Source organism: Aliinostoc sp. HNIBRCY26 (assembly GCF_050235535.1).
GTDB lineage: Bacteria > Cyanobacteriota > Cyanobacteriia > Cyanobacteriales > Nostocaceae > Trichormus.
On record NZ_CP189852.1, the window covers coordinates 716,484 to 733,237 of the forward strand.

Below are 16,754 nucleotides of genomic sequence, written 5' to 3' on the forward strand. Positions count from 1 at the left end.
ATATTTAAGTCCCACTAATTACTTTTAAAAGTCCTCTAAACTGTCTGGAGTTGTAGATAATTGGCAAACAGTTCTTGGACTTTTTGCCAAGCATCAGTAGCAGCTTCGGGATTGTAGCTGGCGCGGTGATTGCAGAAAAAACCATGTCCTGCATCGGGATAACGATAAACAGCGTGAGGAATTTGATATTTCTGCAATTCAGCCTCAATCTGTTGTGTATGCTCTAAAGGAATACCTTGGTCTTCTAAGCCAAAGAATAGGTAAATTGGTCGTTTAATTTCAGGAGTGAGAGTAAGAGTAGGTTCTCCACCGCCGGGGGTAGAAGTGGTAATACCACCACCGTAAAAAGAGGCTGTAACTTTGATATCTGGTAAAGTGGCTGCTAGGTAAACCACATGACCACCAAAGCAAAAACCAATCGAGCCAATGGCATCTGCTTGGACATGAGGTAAGCTTTTTAAATAAGCGATCGCCGCCTGAATATCGCTCAAGATTTCTGTGGCTGTAGTCTTTTCTTTATATCCTCGACCTTTTTGGACATCTTCAGGGTTATATCCCGCTTCAAATCCAGGTGCAACACGTTGAAAAAGTGATGGCGCGATCGCTATATATCCCTCTTGAGCGAATTTTTCGGCTACTTCCCGAATGTGAATATTCACGCCAAAGATTTCCTGCACCACAATCACCGCCGGAAAAACACCTTCTCTGGCGGGTTGGGCTAAATACGCGTCTATTTGTAAATCTGCATTGGGAATCTGCACGTAAGAAGTGCGAATTTCTGTATTTGTCATTTTTTTGGTGTGCTTAGTATCCGGCGTTTTGATCGACAATGTTCCGTAAAGGTTGACCGTTTTGGTAACGTTTGAAATTATCCAGAAATAGTTCTATGGAACGTTGTTTGACGTTGGGGGAATGACCAGAACAATGAGGGGTAATCAATAAGTTGGGAACAGTCCACAAAGGACTTTCCGATGGTAAAGGTTCATTGATGACTGTATCTAGAGCCGCGCCAGCAATCCAACCTTCTGTGAGGGCTTGAATTAAAGCTGGCTCATCCACAACTGCACCACGGGCGATATTAATTAAATACGCATGGGGAGGTAGCGATCGCAGTACAGTTTCATCAATCAGACCTTCGGTTTGTGGTGTGAGTGGCGTAGCAATGACTAAATAGTCTACTTCCGGTAATAGCACTCGCCATTCATCTGCACCTACGACTTTGTCGAAATTTGGTAGTGCTTGGGGATGACGACGACTACCAAAAACTCGCATTCCAAAGGCTTTGGCGCGCTGGGCGATGGCTTGACCAATACCGCCTGCACCGATAATTAGTAAAGTCGCGTCAGTCAGTTCTTGAATAGCAAAGCCTCTTTGCCAATGGCGTTGAGCTTGTAAATTATAGAGTTCTGGCAAATATTTCGCATGAGCCAGTATATATGTGATCACAAACTCTGCGATCGGGATTGCATGAGATCCTGCGCCATTAGTGAGGATGAGGTTACGTTCTAAGTAAGTTGGAGTTAAAATGTGGTTTACACCTGCGTTTGGTGCATGATGCCAACGTAGTTGGGGTGCGGCGGCTAAAACTCGATGTAAAGTAGCTGGCTTTAAGAAAAACCAACTAAAATAAATTTCTGCATCCTTAGCATCTCGGTCAAGATTGCCATCACTATCCACAAGTGCAATCTGTGTATCAGATGGTAAATGCGGCTCAATTTCGGCAGCAATCTCTGCGTGTAAAATGAGTTTTTTGAAAGTCATACCATTATTGTGGATTGCGGAATAGTTTACTGGTGCGCTTTACAGAAATCTATTTGTCGCATTCTTTTTTGCAGTCGGTATCAACTATTTTTCTGTACTACCGTAGAGAATCACCCTTGCGGTATTCGTTGGTGATATTGTCTAACTTTTGCTTTAAATTGTCGTCGAGTGTAACTTCTACAGCCTTGAGGGTTTCAGTTAGTTGTTCTGGACGACTAGCCCCGATAATAGGAGCAGTAATAATGGGATTAGCCAACACCCAAGCCACTGCAAGAGTAGTCAGGGATAATCCCGCAAATTCTGCTACTGTGCGTAATTCTTCCACAGTATTGAACTCGCGATCGCGCCAATAGCGTTCTTGATAACGTTCGGCCGCAGTCCCTAAAGTGAAGCGTGTACCTACGGTTGGGCCATTGCTTAGGTTATGTTTCCCTGTCAGTAAACCTCCTGCCAAGGGATTGTATGGAATTACACCCAAACCCTCTTCCTGAGCCAAGGGTAGAAGTTCTCGCTCAATTTCCCGAAACAACAAATTGTAGCGCGGTTGAATGGAGACAAAACGAGTCAAATTTCGCACATCAGCACGACCCAAGGCGCGAGCCAGTCGGTAAGCCAAGAAGTTAGAAACTCCGATATAGCGCACTTTCCCAGCACGCACTATTGTGTCTAAGGCTTCTATTGTCTCATCTAGGGGAGTGGAAGCATCGTCAGAATGCAACTGATACAAGTCAACATAATCAGTTCCCAATCGTTTTAGGGAAGCATCAATCGCATCTAAAATATGCTTGCGAGAAGCACCCTGATCCCAAGGTGCAGCCCCAACTTTGCCCACACACTTAGTAGCTACAATAAAGTGTTCCCGTTTCCCTTTGAGCCAACGTCCAATGATTTCTTCGGTACTACCAGCCGTCGCTAGTCCACCCCCCAAGGGATAAACATCGGCTGTATCGAGAAAGTTAATCCCTGCATCGGCGGCTGTATCGAGAATACGTCTGGAAGTTTCTTCATCAGTCTGCAATCCAAAGGTCATTGTACCAAGACAAAGACGAGAAACTGTCAATCCGGTTTGACCGAGTTTAGTTGTGGGTAATGTCATGTTGCTGCATTCCTAATTCAAAATTCACCAATCCCCAATTCCTCATCAAGACACGACAGAAGCTTGGCGCAAACTCTGGGAAACGAACCACTGTTGCAGTTTCGAGTCAGTATAAACTTCATCAGCAATAAAATGATCCCCTTCAGGGAAGAAGGTAAGGTCTACTTTTCCCCCTAGTTCGCGCAAGGTATTAACAATTTGTTGTGTGTCTTCTATTGACAGTTTTTCGTCCTTACCGCCTTGGAAAATTTGTATAGGAATTTCTTTGAGTGCAGCTAGTTGTTTTGCTTCTAATGTTTGAGGAACACGACCAGATACCGCTACTAACCCAGCGAAGCGACCAGGATGAGACGCAGCGATGTGCCATGCTCCGGCAGTTCCCAAGCTAAATCCAGATACAATTACACGAGAGGGATCGATCGCTTCAGAGGCGATGAGATTGTCTAACAAAGCAATCACATCTGCTTCTCGGTCTACCCAAGTTTGTCCTTCAGGAAGTTGGGGAGCTACAAAAAAGTAAGGTAAAGGACTAGATTCCTCAACAAAACGAGGTAAACCCCATTTCAACAGTACATTTAAATCATGACCGCGATCGCGCGCCCCATGTAAAAACAACACCAGAGGCGCGGGTTTTTTAGTATCTTCCGAGACAGGGGAGAAAAGATAGGGAAATAAACTAGAACGGTGTTCAATAGCCATAGTTGTAGTTCCTCAAGTGTGCATGATTTAGGAATTGGGGACTAGAAATTATGGCGTTGCATAAATGCGGGATGAATTAAGCTTTTCTAGCAAAGTCAAATACCGATTTTTTGCGGCTTTGCGCCTTTGCGCGAAACATAAATCATCCCATTAATCAGCAACGCCGAAATTATCTAATCCCCATAAATCCTAAAAGTTCTGTGATTTTGACCCAAATATCTCAAAGCCTCTATGCAGTGATTTAAGCCACTACAAGATTTTTATCCGCTTGTGGGGATGTGGTGCTGACTTTAGATGCAATTGCCGTACCCTTGAAGAAGTCAGGGTTAGCTTGGGTGTAGAACTTGTAGGGATTACCAAAGACATAGGCTTTAAAGTCGGCTTCAGAAATCACACCTTCTTGGACTAAATCCCAGCTTTCTGCTAGAGGATCTGTGAGGTCGGGGACATCCCAGTGACCAACGTCTGAGGAGTAGATGGCGTTAATTTTCACCTTTAAGGGATTAGCTTTGTCGTTGAAGGCTGCGCCAATGGTACGGTCATCTGATTCAGAACCAAAGAAGAAGCTATTTACCCAGCGATCGCGAATATCTTCAATAGTCTGAATTCCAGCCGCCGCAAAGTCTTCTAGTTCGCTACCAATGGGTGAACGGCTATGACGGTTAAAAGAAGAACCCAAGACGCTCTTTGTTAATTCTTCTTGGGTGAGGGGATGAGCTTCTAAGAATTCGCTACCGAAACGCTCAAACAATGCGTACAACTCGTTAGCATTGGTGAGTTCTGGGTTGTAGTTTTGCAGTCCTTGGAGATTGCGTTTGGAGAAGCGGTCTACTAGGTGAATGTAGACGTGTGCGCCCCAATCTGCACCACCTTCGAGCATAGCAACGCGCAATTGTGGGAAACGCTTGGTCACACCACCAAAGAATAACGCCTTGGCAAATGCTTGTGAACCATCAGCAAAGTGACCGATGTGGTTATTCATGTAGTTGCTAATGGAGGAGCGTCCAGTCCAACCTTGACTGCCGTAGTGGGTAGTAATGGGTACACCTAATTCCACTGCTTTCGCCCAGAATGGATCATAGTCGTATTCACTATCCAATCCGTAAAAGTCAATGTAGGAGGCGTATTTAGCAATCTCTGGGTATTGGTCGGCTGGGTATTTATCAGCGATCGCCTTAATGGGACGTTTCACACCACCAGGGATATTTGCTACTTTTAGTCCTAGTGTTTTTACAGCAAATTCTAACTCTTCAATCGCTTCTTGGGGGGTAGTCATGGGGATACCAGCAACTACCGTCAGGCGATCGCTATACTTGCGATACAAGTCAGCATGATAATGATTTACTGCCCGTTGCAATGCTTGGCGATCTTCTGGACTAGCTCCAGCAGGTGCCAGTACATTGTTAGGAAATAATACAGAATAGTCTGAACCTTGTTCTGCCTGACGCTCATAGAAGAGTTCTGGCAAAGTGTAAGTAGCTAAATCTAAAGTATTGCGGGTAACTCTTGCCCACCAAGGAGAACGAATTGTGCGGTAATATTGACGTTCTTCTGGGGTTTGTTGATACCAGTCTTTACCGTTGACTTTGGAGTTGAGACGAGAAGATTCGGCTTTGCGTAATGCGTCTACAAGTTTTGCACCACCGTAATTAGCAATGTAATCGTCTAAAGCTGGGGTGAAATCATTGGTATGAACATCGGTGTCGATGACCGGATAATCGAGTTTTGCTTTGATAGCGGCGGAACGGGAGGTTTTTAATCTGCTATATTCTGTCATAATTTTTATCCTTCAAAAAATTGCAGAATGATTACTGAGTAAGTAAATTTGTAGTCAGGACTGAAGTCCTCACTACGAACCGAAAACCGTCTTGTCTCTACGCCAAAACCAATCGCTGAGACTCTTTTTGAGTAACAAACTGATTTACCGGACGACGTAATCCCAAGTTTTCCCGCAGGGTGCTACCTTCATACTCAGTACGGAATAATCCGCGCTTTTGGAGTATGGGAACCACCAAATTCACAAAGTCATCCAATCCTGTGGGCAGTATGGGGGGCATAATATTAAACCCATCGGCTGCACCGTTGTTAAACCACTCTTCTAACTGGTCAGCAATGCTTTCGGGAGTACCGATGATGGTGCGATGACCCCGCGCCGTAGCTAGGGCAAGATACAATTGGCGCAGAGTCAAAGTTCCACGAGTAGCTAAATCCTTGACTAGTTTCAGACGACTTTTGTTATTGTTGGTCTCGTTGGGGAGTTCAGGAGCTAAATCATCAAAGGAATATTTGGATAAATCCACGCCTTTGTAGTAGTTCTTTAAGATTCCCCAAGCCACATCGGGATGAATCAAAGATTGGATGAATTCGTATTTTTCTTGGGCTTCTTCCTCAGTCCGTCCAATGACTGGAAAAGCCCCAGGCATGATTTTGAGGTCGTCTGGAGAGCGTCCATATTTTGCCAATCGACCTTTTACGTCAGCGTAAAATTCTTGGGCATCAGCTAAGGTTTGATTGGCTGTGAAAATCACCTCCGCCGTTTGTGCTGCCAAGTCTCTTCCAGCTTCCGAAGCTCCAGCCTGTACAATCACTGGGTAGCCTTGGGGTGGGCGACCGACGTTTAACGGGCCTTTGACGGAAAAATGCTTACCTTTGTGGTTAAGTACGTGCAGTTTATCGGGGTCAAAATAAATCCCTGATTCTCGGTCACGGATAAAAGCATCATCTTCCCAGCTATCCCATAAACCCTTCACCACTTCCACAAACTCTTGCGCCCGTTCATAACGTTCGCTGTGTTCTGGGTGATGCTCAAGGCCAAAATTAGCGGCGGCGTTTTCATTACCTGTAGTAACGACATTCCAACCGGCACGACCTTGACTTAAGTGATCTAAAGAAGCAAATTTACGCGCTAGGGTATAGGGTTCTTCGTAGGTAGTGGAGGCGGTAGCGATGAAGCCGATGTTTGTTGTCACGGCGGATAAAGCCGAAAAGAGCGTCACTGGCTCAAAATGAACAAGCTTACCATTGCGTTTTTGAGTTCCTGGTGCGCCTCCCCAAACACCCGGACTATCTGCCAGAAATACCGCATCAAATAGACCCCGTTCGGCAGTTTGGGTAATTTCTTTATAATGCTGGAAATTCAAACCTGCATCTATTTGGGCATCTGGGTGTCGCCAGGCAGAAACATGATGTCCGGTAGCTTGAATAAATGCACCTAAACGAAACTTACGTTTCTTACTCATATTCTTGTTCTTCAATAATGCAATGCGATCGCTATTTGGCGTGTAGTTAAATTTACGTAGCAATCTTACTCAGTGAATAAAGATTACACGATGAATCCATCAAAAATATGTACTGCTCATCACAATAATCGAGAATCTAATTATTAGATATTCAAATATTAAGAATCACAAAGTGAAAATTTGGGCATGGGTCATAGGACATGGGGCATAGGTTTTCCCCTACACCCCTATACCCCTCTTAAAAGCTAAAAGTAGTACGAACAGCACCCACCCAAATGGGATCATTCGCCCCGTTATGTTCTGGCTTGGTAATCACAAAGAAAGAGGGAGTGACTCTGATGTTGTCACTGACGCGCCAAGTATAAAAAGCCTCTAAATGTAAAGATGTATCCGGGTCTTCCCGACGGGCTGCGCCTGGTCTGGGTCGATAATCATTGCTTGTGACTTTCGGTGGTACACCAATGATTAGACCACCGACATTACCCTGTTTACCCAGGTCTGGAAAAGCGAAGTTTAACGCGCCATTGATAATAGTGGCATCGTTATCGGAACCATTTTGCTGATGTGCGAGGGTATAACCCAACCAACCACCTACATGAAAGCGGCTACTAGTCCTCCAATTAAATTGCAGACCAAAGTTATCGCTAGTTGTCGCGTTTTGTTCAAAAGGATTTCTCGCAAAAGCACTTCCTGTCCCACCAGTTAAGTTAAAACCAGTCCCAGTCCCAAAGTATTTACGACCATAGGCAAAACCCACATCTAACTGACGACTAGGTGAATAAGTGAGTTGACCTAATGCCAAACTATTACCGTTGAAAAAGCCATTACCATCTTCGGGTCTGTTAGCTTGACTGTCGTTGACGATGTAACCCAAGTTGAGTTGTAGCTGGTTGTTGAATTTATAAGCAAAGGCTGCACCGGCACCATCAAATCCTGGTCGATAAATAGTGGGATTAAATGTAGCAAAACGAGACAGTGCGCCATTCAAACCACCAACGGAAGCATTGATAGTAGGAGTAAATACAGCTGGTTGTAAAGCTCTTGTCCCTACCCAAACGGTGGCATTTTTTCCTACAGGAAAACGATAGACTAGTTGACTGAGGTATGTTCCTTCTCTACCATCAGTATCAAAGGTAAAGCGGGTCATTGCTGTTCCTGTGGTGCTGGTTAAGTTAGGAACTGCACTCCCTGCGGTGAGGATTGTGGTCAGTTGGTCTCTACCGGTGAAACTAGTTTGCAAATTCAGGCGGACGCGGTAGCTAAAGAAGGTGTTAGTGCTATCTTTGGTGTCATTTGCTGGTGTATTATTGGCGCGATCGCCAAATGTATCCGCAGCCACGAAAATTGCATCACCAACTAATTTAGTAGTAGTAGAAAACTGATTGGCTTCAACTTCCGCAGTCCGCGCTTCTAATGTGTCTAGTCTTCCTCTCAATTGTGCAAGTTCTGTGGCAAATTGTTCTTGCAGTTTTTGCAATGTGGCTAAATCTTCTTTCCGTACCAATTCTCCGGTATTACTAGCAATTAATTCATTGAGACGATCTAAAGCTGCATTCAAACCTGCGGCGAATTCATAACGAGTCAGCGCACGATTTCCTTTAAATGTGCCATCTGGATACCCTGCAATCACACCGTATCTTTCTACAAGAGACTGTAATGCTTGAAATGCCCAATCTGTTGGTCTGACATCAGATAACTGTGAGACAGATGTCACTTGACCAGTTAATTGTGTGGTTGAATTATCTGTTTCTGGATTTTTGCTAGATGAATTTGATGATTCCGGTAAATTCTGAGCAATTTCTTGTGCAGGTATATCTGCATTTTCAGCAATGATTTTTTGCTCAGGTAATTCTATAGCTTTACTGGTTGAAGAAATTACTAAAAAAGTCCCAAAAATAGTTGGAACAACCAAAAAATAATTCCATATTAATCGCAACATTGATATTTTCCCTTGACACAAAACTAGATGGTTTTCACTGGTTTAATTAGATTTTTTGTGGAAAATTTTATTTGTAAGACATCACATCCATCGTTAAAAAAGATAAATATTTGTATGGCAAATGAGGCATAAATTAGAAATAAATTTTCTTATGCCAGTAAGTTTTATTCAGGCTATATGAGTCTTGTAGACATATATGCAAATTCAATAAATCGCATACATCTTGCTATTTATTATCAAGAATTCTTGATTTTAAGCAGTACATTCAGTAATCAGATTGGCTTCCCATACAAACAATAAAAATGTTGCTAAAATTAGCATTAGCTATCGCCATTTCCATGAGGTGCTTTTCCCATTTTATTCATACTCAAATAGTAAAATACACTAAATCTATCGAGATTAAGTATTTTACTTATTTTGTGATGTTTGCATAAATCGCCATAAAATACAAGTACCCTAGAAAAGTTATTTCAGGGCAGTTTACAGAACTTTACTTGCTAATTTGTCGTGAAGAATACTTTATTTTTTGTGGTATGTGTGAAAAACTTTGTTAGGTGATAAATACGTTAAGCCAATCGATTTAAAGTATTTTAAGTCAACAGCCTAGTTATGGTTGTTAACAAGTATTCAAGGTAGTGCAACATTTGGGGGTTGCAACTTCCTCGGCAAAGCGTTGGGATATAACATCCTAACGGGGATGGTTAACTGATGGCAGTATGAGCAGATGCCGCGACGTTAAGCGTAGATTTTTCTATGCTTGTGGCATCTCTTCTGCCTTTTTTCGTGAATAAAAATAGTGATTTGTACGAAATATTTGAAAATGAATCAACATTAAAAGGCTAAAAATCAATTGGCTTACCGTAGTATAATAGGCTCAAGCTGAGGATCAAAACTTGTGAGTAGATCCCAGGAGTCTAAAGATCATGAGAATTGCTAACAACATCACAGAATTAATCGGGAAAACACCTCTTGTCAGATTGAATCGCATTCCTCAAGCGGAGGGATGTGTGGCTGAAATTGTGGTTAAGTTGGAGGGAATGAATCCAGCAGCTTCCGTCAAAGACAGAATTGGGATGAGTATGATTGAAGCGGCGGAAGCAGAGGGATTGATTACACCAGGGAAGACGACTTTAGTCGAGCCGACTTCTGGCAATACAGGTATAGCTTTGGCAATGGTATCAGCTGCTAAGGGTTATCAGTTAATTTTGACGATGCCTGATACTATGAGCTTAGAACGGCGTGCGATGCTCAAAGCCTACGGCGCGCAACTGGAACTAACTCCAGGTAGTGAGGGGATGAAAGGAGCTATCCGACGAGCCGAGGAGATTGCAGCATCTCTACCCGATGCTTTTATGTTGCAACAATTTGCTAATCCGGCTAATCCTAAGATTCACAGAGAAACTACAGCAGAAGAACTTTGGCAAGATACAGAAGGTAAAATCGATATTTTAATTTCTGGAGTTGGTACTGGGGGAACAATTACAGGAGTTGCAGAAGCTCTCAAGCAACGCAAACCGGAGTTTCAAGTAGTAGCAGTAGAACCCAGTAACAGTCCTGTGTTATCTGGTGGTAGTCCTAAACCCCATAAAATTCAGGGAATTGGGGCGGGGTTTATTCCATCGGTGCTAAGGTTGGAATTAATTGATGAAGTGATGCAAGTAGCTGATGAAGATGCGATCGCTTTTAGTCGTCGTCTAGCTAGAGAAGAAGGATTATTATCAGGAATTTCTACCGGTGCGGCTTTATATGCGGCTATTCAAGTAGGCAAACGTCCAGAAAATGCTGGACGCTTAATAGTGATGGTGCAACCTAGCTTTGGCGAACGTTATCTAAGCAGCGTACTGTTTAAAGAATTACCAGATGTAGAATTTGCGTTTTTAAAAAAATTCAATCAAAGTGGTGTTTCCGTCAATTAAATAGCTATTGACCATAGGAATCATATTTGATTTCTGCAAAGCTAGGTACACTTTTATTCCTTCTTACTTCCCGTTCCCTGTTCCCTTACTACGCAAATGATTTCAGGAATCAAAGCGGATTCCTAAAACTAAATCACATCTTGTAAGACTCGGCGGGTACTTTTCCAAGTCCAAACACCTACACCTGCAACTATAAAACTCATTCCTAGCAATACAGTTCTTGAACCCAGTTGATCAATTAATGGCCCAGTAATTGCTAAAGGTGCTGACAATGCAATATTTACGGCATGATTTTGAAACCCAAAAACTTTGCCGTACATTGTCGGAGGTGTTTCATGTTGAATGAGTGTTTGCATGGGTACACCAATTAAGGAAGCACCAACACCTAAAAATCCACAAAGTCCTAAAGCTAGCCAGAGATTTTGAGCAAAAGTGAATACTCCTAATACTAGTGCCATGATCAAGAATCCGACTAATGGTAAGGGCTTGTGATGAAATTTATTGCCCCAGTGACCTAAAATAGCAGCTCCTAATACTATCCCTACACCTGCTGCTGCCAGGAAAAAGCTAAATTGTTCTCGTTTTAAACCAAAATCTGGTGCTAGCCTAATTGCCAAAGCCATCAGAGCTGCTAAGACACAATATAATGTTGTTAGTTGCAGCATGGCATTCAAGACTAGGCGATTTTTCTTGAGATAACGTAAGCCTTCTTTAAAATCAGCCCAAGGATCGATGAGTGTACGGCGATCGCTCACAAATTTCTGATCTGATTTAAAATCAACTAACTGAAAAGCAACGGCTGACAGTATATATAATCCACTAACTACGACTTCTTGACCATAAACTGCACCCAAAAAAGTTTTTGCAAAACTCAATATTGGTTCACCAATAGCAAAACCAATAATTAAAGCCCCCATCATGGTGCTACTGTAAAGAGCATTGGCGGCCATAAAGTTTTCTTTCCGCACCACCACAGGAATAGCAGCTTGTTCGGCTGGGGCAAAAAACTGTGCCAAAGCAGAAATTATAAAAGTTAGGATTAAAAATAGTAGGAATTCTTTGGGCGAAAATGCTATTAACAGGGCAAATATGGCTTGCAAGACATTAGAACCCACAAGAATGAGTTTTTTTGAGAAGCGATCAACAAAAATACCACCAGCAGAACCTAATAAAATAGCAGGTAAAGTAAAAGCTACCATCAAAATTGAGTACATGGAGCTTTCTTTTAAACCTGGAAGTGGGGGGTAATTTTTGAGTAACGCCACCACTAAGACGAAGAATACTTTGTCTCCTAGTTGGGATAATAGCTGTCCCATCCATAGAAGCATAAAATTACGATTTTTCAGCAGTGCGCCAAACCCGTGATTGACAGCAGCCGGTTCAGTTGGAAACATGGATCACTTTAGTATTTTTACTAGGGTAGATGGGGAACTAGGGATTGGGGACTGAAGAAGGGGTACTGGGAAAGCTGAGTAGAAAGTGTGAAATTGTGCTTATTTTCCCCCACTCCTCTATTTCTTAGTCTCCTTTCCACATCTTCATCAATAGATTGTTACTCCTTTGCCCAATATCCTTTATTTCTCACTCCCGTTTATTGAGACTGTTTTCCGGATTGTTTTGGTTCATAGCGTTCTAATAATAGATGTAAAAATTCAGCTGCGGTGAGGGGGTTTTTGCGGGTATTAATTTCGCCTCCAGAGGAATTCACCCACCAACCTCTAACAGTTTGGGGCGATCGCCACATGGTTAAATGGTCTACTGATGGTTCAGCATAAAAATTATCTTGCCCACTACCAAGTAATAACGAACTCCAGTGAGTGAAATAATCATGACTGAGGCGATGAATAGGAAAATCCCCCCATAGTGGCACACCCCATCCATCAATAGCAATAAATGCTTGAACATTACCCCCCATCATTTGCCATTGAGTAGCAGCAGCGATCGCTCCTACGACACCAGCACTAAAACTAATGAATATAACTGGCGATTTTAGCCTATTGTGTAAGCAATCTTGCATAAACTGCCAAATATGAAATCCTGATAAAGTAAAAATTCCCTCGGCGGGGATCACTAAGATGTCAGGCTCTAAGGGTAAGGATGTATCTGGTTTTTTTTCTGAGTCCGCATATAACCATCCTGAAATAAAACTTTCAGTTAACTTTGGTTCATGAATACCAGGGCAAATGATTATGGTCATTAGTCAATGGTCAATAGTCAATAGTCAATAGTCAATAGTCAATAGTCAATAGTCAATAGTCATTAGTCATTAATTTTTATTTTGTCTCCCCCAGTCCCCAGTCCCCAGTCCCCAGTCGCCAATCCTGACAGGTGTAGGTTTTTGATGTGGGTATGAGTGGACACTCTCAGACAAAGTTCTAAACGTGGTTCAAATAACGAAATTTCGTTCTTAGGTAAAAAATCAAAGACTAAAATTTGAGTTTTCAACTAACGGAAAAACCCCATTTCAGCCACGTTTGTAAAATACCTACACCTGTCAGAGTCGCCAATCCCCATTCCCCAATCCCTCTTAACACTAAGTATCAAGTAATAACACTCATATGACTTTTGATATATTATTGTCAATTTTGTGTTTATCCCCTCCCCCCGGAGGGGATAATGGTTTACTAATGAGAAATAAATCCAGTAACTTCCAGGTTCATCACATTAGTTGCTGGTTTGAATCTACATTCTGGTTTATATTGAGGAACTCATTGTGGTTGCTACGCCGGAAAAATTACAAAGTATCCAGGAACATTTATCAACCCATGACAGAGTAGCAGTTCTGCTCATGGGATATGGTGAAGTCGAAAGTTATGAAGATTTTGCCAACTATAACGAACAGGCTCTGAATCTACTGACTGCTAAATTTGCACCTGTACCAACCTGGATTTATCCACCTTTAGCAAAACTATTGGCGTTATTTGACCGTCACGAGTGGGGACACCAACATCACGATTTTATCTCTCCTCACAATGCCATCTTTGAAAAGCAACGCGCTGGTATTGAACAGCTATTACAAGCTAAGTGGGGTAATAGTATCCAAGTTTTTAAAGCGTTTAACTTCTGCGCTCCTTTTTTACCTCACCAGGTTTTGGCAGAAATTAAAGAGCAAGGTTTTGAGAAAATTTTAATTTACCCACTACTGGTGGTTGATTCTATCTTTACTAGTGGGATTGCGATTGAGCAAGTTAATAAGGCTCTTGCAGGAATGGCTGAAGGCGATCGCCATTGGGTCAAAGGACTGCGTTATATTCCATCATTTTATAATGAGCCGGAATATATCCATTTGATGGCACATCTGGTTGAGGAAAAAATTAATGCTGATTTAGCCACAGCTTATTTACCTTCCCAAATCGGGATTGTGTTGATGAATCATGGTTGTCCGCACAAAGCCAAAGGATTTACCTCTGGTATTACCGAAAGTCAAGCATTATATGATTTGGTGCGTGATCAATTAATCAATCGCTATCCTTTAATTTCCGTCGGTTGGCTCAATCACGACACACCCTTAATTGAATGGACACAACCAAACGCCACACAAGCCGCCACTAACTTGATTCAATTAGGCGCAAAAGCAGTGATTTTTATGCCTATTGGCTTTGCTACAGAAAATCACGAAACTTTATTGGATGTACACCACATTATTCATGCTTTAGAGAAAAAGTATCCCCAAGTAGATTATGTGCAGATGGCTTGTGTCAACGACCATCCAGAGTTTTTGGCAATGGCGGCACAATGGGCGAATACTCACATATCTGAGTTACAAAATGAACAGTCCGTGTCAGTGAATCCACATATAGCTCATCATCACCATCACCACCACCATCATTAAATCGGATATTATTAGGCGATCGTCATGAAAAAATCCCTGACTTGAATGAAATTTAAATTACTTAAAGTCAGGGATTTTATGATGTAATGATTATCTATATAGTGTCAGGGTCAATTCCCATTGCTCTGAGTCTTTCTGCTAGTAATTGAACTCGTGCTTCTGCTTGTTCAGCACGTTGTTTTTCTTGTTCAGCACGCTGTTTTTCTTGTTCAGCCAATTCATCACCAGTTAGTAAAATACTACCGTCTTGATAGCACCAACGTAACCAAGTATCCTGTCTACCTTCAAATTCCCCTTCCCAGAGAGTCACGCCTAAACCTACTTGTTCTAACCAAGTTTCGGAAGTTTCAAAATAGCGTCTTCCCCTCAATTCATAAACCCGCAGGATGTTTTCTCCTAATTGTTGAGTGGAATCATAAACAATGTAGTAACTGGCGCGCATTTGTTCATAAATTTGCAGCTTTTTACCGAGTTCGTCACCTTCTTGATTAGAAACAATTTCAATCACAACCTCTGGAGGTTTACCAAACCGCCAAACCATATAACAGCGATTTTGTTTCTCCCACCAGTTTTCAGGAGTTTGAACATCCAAACTCAGAAAAACGTCAGGTACAATTGCAGGCTGTTTATCTGCATGATAAATACCAACGTTAGCTTCGGCTAAAAAGGTCTGATTTTGTAAAGCACTATAAAGAGAACTGACTAATAGGCGTTTGCATTTAGCAGTGAAAAAATTATCTAAAGAATCATCTTCGGTAATTAGTAGGTTGGCATCTGGCACATAGAAATCATCATTATTTATGAGAAGTTGCTCAACCATGATTTTATCCATTTTATTTAAGAGCGTTATTTCTATGTTAATTGATTTCAGATGAAAACTTGAACTTATGTAGCAGTGTATTTACAATAAATGAGAGAATAATATCGGAATATATATATTAATTCTTTAGTAAAAATATAATGATTGGAAGGATACTACGAAAACGCTACAAAATTATCGGTCAGTTGGGTTATGGTGGGTTTGGAGAGACTTATCTAGCTGAAGATTTAGACATTCCTACTGAAACCAAGCCTAAATGTGTTATTAAGCATCTTAAACCTAGAGCTATTGCTAAAAATATTCCATATGCAGATATTGAGAGGCTGTTTAAAAAAGAAGCAGAAATCCTCTACAAACTAGGTCAAACATATACTCAAATTCCTAAATTATATGCTTATTTTGAACAAAGAAAAAATATGTATATTGTTCAAGAATTTATTGATGGAAATGATTTGAGTCAGGAAATTACTTCAGGAACTCGTTGGAAGGAGTCTGATGTAATTAGATTTCTAGAAGAAATGCTCAAGATTTTAGTTTTCATTCATGAACATAATGTTATTCACCGAGACATCAAACCTTCAAATATAATGCGACGTAAATTTGATGGTAAGTTAGTGTTAATTGATTTTGGGCTTGTTAAACCAATCACTACTTCAGGAATACTCAAGTGTACTATTCCTGTTGGTAGTCCAGGTTATGTACCTGTGGAACAATTCCAAGGTAGACCTAAATTCAGCAGTGATATTTACGCTTTAGGAATAACTGCTATTCAGGCACTAACAGGTATAGATTATCCTATGCAGTTATCTATAGATGCAACAGATGAGATAGCTTGGCGTGATCTAGCTCAAGTAAGTGAATCACTTGCACAACTTTTAGACAAAATGGTGTTATATGATTTTCGCAAACGCTATTCTAAGGCGGCAGAGGTACTCAATGATTTAAATTTCAATATATTACGCTTACAACCCTCTAATTATGAGTGGTTATCACCAGTAAGAATTGGTCGCAAGTGGGGTTATATGGATGATAGAACAGGACAAGTAATAATTCAGCCTCAATTTGAAGATGCTTATGAGTTTACTGAAGGTCTAGCATCTGTTCGGATTGGTGAAAAGTATGGTTATATAGATACGAACGGAAATTTTATTATCCATCCTCAATTTGAATGGGCTTACTATTTTTCAGAAGGGTTAGCAGAAGTTCTGATTAATGGAAAAAGCGGATATATCAATGTAACTGGAAAAGTAGTGATTCAACCTCAGTTTGATATGGCTAACTTATTTTCATCAGGGCTAGCAGAAGTATGTATTGGTGATCAGTATTATCTTATAGATAAAACAGGAAAGTTTATTGAAGAATAACTAGGTTTCATAATTGCATGAAATACTGCTTATTTATCTACACTTAATTTCAGGGCTTGCCATAAACACAGTTAATACAATAAAAATA

The 16,754-nt window shown here is 41.4% G+C and carries 13 protein-coding genes; 3 read left to right on the forward strand and 10 right to left on the reverse strand.

From position 1 onward, the window contains the following. Positions 1 to 35: 35 nt before the first annotated feature. The 7 genes from ACQFX9_RS03055 to ACQFX9_RS03085 form a co-directional block, all read right to left on the reverse strand. A complete protein-coding gene (locus ACQFX9_RS03055; protein ID WP_427160646.1) occupies positions 36 to 791 on the reverse strand; it encodes a dienelactone hydrolase family protein in 756 nt (251 codons plus the stop codon). A gap of 13 nt (positions 792 to 804) precedes the next feature. Continuing rightward, on the reverse strand, positions 805 to 1,761 hold the full coding sequence (locus tag ACQFX9_RS03060) for a D-2-hydroxyacid dehydrogenase (protein WP_427160647.1): 957 nt from the start codon (positions 1,759 to 1,761) through the stop codon (positions 805 to 807). Positions 1,762 to 1,858: 97 nt separating this feature from the next. Continuing rightward, positions 1,859 to 2,857, reverse strand: coding sequence for an aldo/keto reductase (locus tag ACQFX9_RS03065; RefSeq protein ID WP_427160648.1), 999 nt, complete (start codon positions 2,855 to 2,857; stop codon positions 1,859 to 1,861). A gap of 45 nt (positions 2,858 to 2,902) precedes the next feature. Beyond that, positions 2,903 to 3,556, reverse strand: coding sequence for a dienelactone hydrolase family protein (locus tag ACQFX9_RS03070; RefSeq protein ID WP_427160649.1), 654 nt, complete (start codon positions 3,554 to 3,556; stop codon positions 2,903 to 2,905). Between the two features lie 241 nt (positions 3,557 to 3,797). Then, on the reverse strand, positions 3,798 to 5,333 hold the full coding sequence (locus ACQFX9_RS03075; RefSeq protein WP_427160650.1) for an amidohydrolase family protein: 1,536 nt from the start codon (positions 5,331 to 5,333) through the stop codon (positions 3,798 to 3,800). Positions 5,334 to 5,430: 97 nt separating this feature from the next. Beyond that, entirely contained in the window at positions 5,431 to 6,795 is a 1,365-nt protein-coding gene (locus ACQFX9_RS03080; protein WP_427160651.1) for an LLM class flavin-dependent oxidoreductase, read from the reverse strand. A 238-nt stretch (positions 6,796 to 7,033) separates the two neighbouring features. Then, positions 7,034 to 8,734, reverse strand: a complete 1,701-nt coding sequence (locus ACQFX9_RS03085) for an iron uptake porin (RefSeq protein WP_427160652.1) — start codon at positions 8,732 to 8,734, stop codon at positions 7,034 to 7,036. 923 nt (positions 8,735 to 9,657) lie between these two features. Between ACQFX9_RS03085 and cysK the strand changes: the two genes are divergently transcribed. Next, a complete protein-coding gene (gene cysK / locus ACQFX9_RS03090; RefSeq protein WP_427160653.1) occupies positions 9,658 to 10,650 on the forward strand; it encodes a cysteine synthase A in 993 nt (330 codons plus the stop codon). Positions 10,651 to 10,778: 128 nt separating this feature from the next. On the opposite strand, the gene ACQFX9_RS03095 is transcribed toward cysK, so the two are convergent. Together ACQFX9_RS03095 and ACQFX9_RS03100 are read right to left on the reverse strand one after the other, a co-directional pair. Further along, positions 10,779 to 12,044 (reverse strand): MFS transporter, encoded by a 1,266-nt coding sequence (locus ACQFX9_RS03095; RefSeq protein WP_427160654.1) that lies wholly within the window; start codon positions 12,042 to 12,044, stop codon positions 10,779 to 10,781. Positions 12,045 to 12,241: 197 nt separating this feature from the next. Next, positions 12,242 to 12,847: a hypothetical protein gene (locus tag ACQFX9_RS03100; RefSeq protein ID WP_427160655.1), complete on the reverse strand. Its 606-nt coding sequence runs from the start codon at positions 12,845 to 12,847 to the stop codon at positions 12,242 to 12,244. A gap of 516 nt (positions 12,848 to 13,363) precedes the next feature. Here ACQFX9_RS03100 and ACQFX9_RS03105 point away from each other — a divergent pair. Next, a complete protein-coding gene (locus ACQFX9_RS03105; protein WP_427160656.1) occupies positions 13,364 to 14,482 on the forward strand; it encodes a ferrochelatase in 1,119 nt (372 codons plus the stop codon). A 94-nt stretch (positions 14,483 to 14,576) separates the two neighbouring features. Here the strand turns inward: ACQFX9_RS03105 and ACQFX9_RS03110 are convergent, their stop codons facing one another. Then, on the reverse strand, positions 14,577 to 15,302 hold the full coding sequence (locus tag ACQFX9_RS03110; RefSeq protein ID WP_427160657.1) for a Uma2 family endonuclease: 726 nt from the start codon (positions 15,300 to 15,302) through the stop codon (positions 14,577 to 14,579). Positions 15,303 to 15,442: 140 nt separating this feature from the next. Here ACQFX9_RS03110 and ACQFX9_RS03115 point away from each other — a divergent pair, with 140 nt between their 5' ends. Beyond that, entirely contained in the window at positions 15,443 to 16,666 is a 1,224-nt protein-coding gene (locus tag ACQFX9_RS03115; protein ID WP_427160658.1) for a WG repeat-containing protein, read from the forward strand. The last annotated feature ends 88 nt before the right edge of the window (positions 16,667 to 16,754 follow it).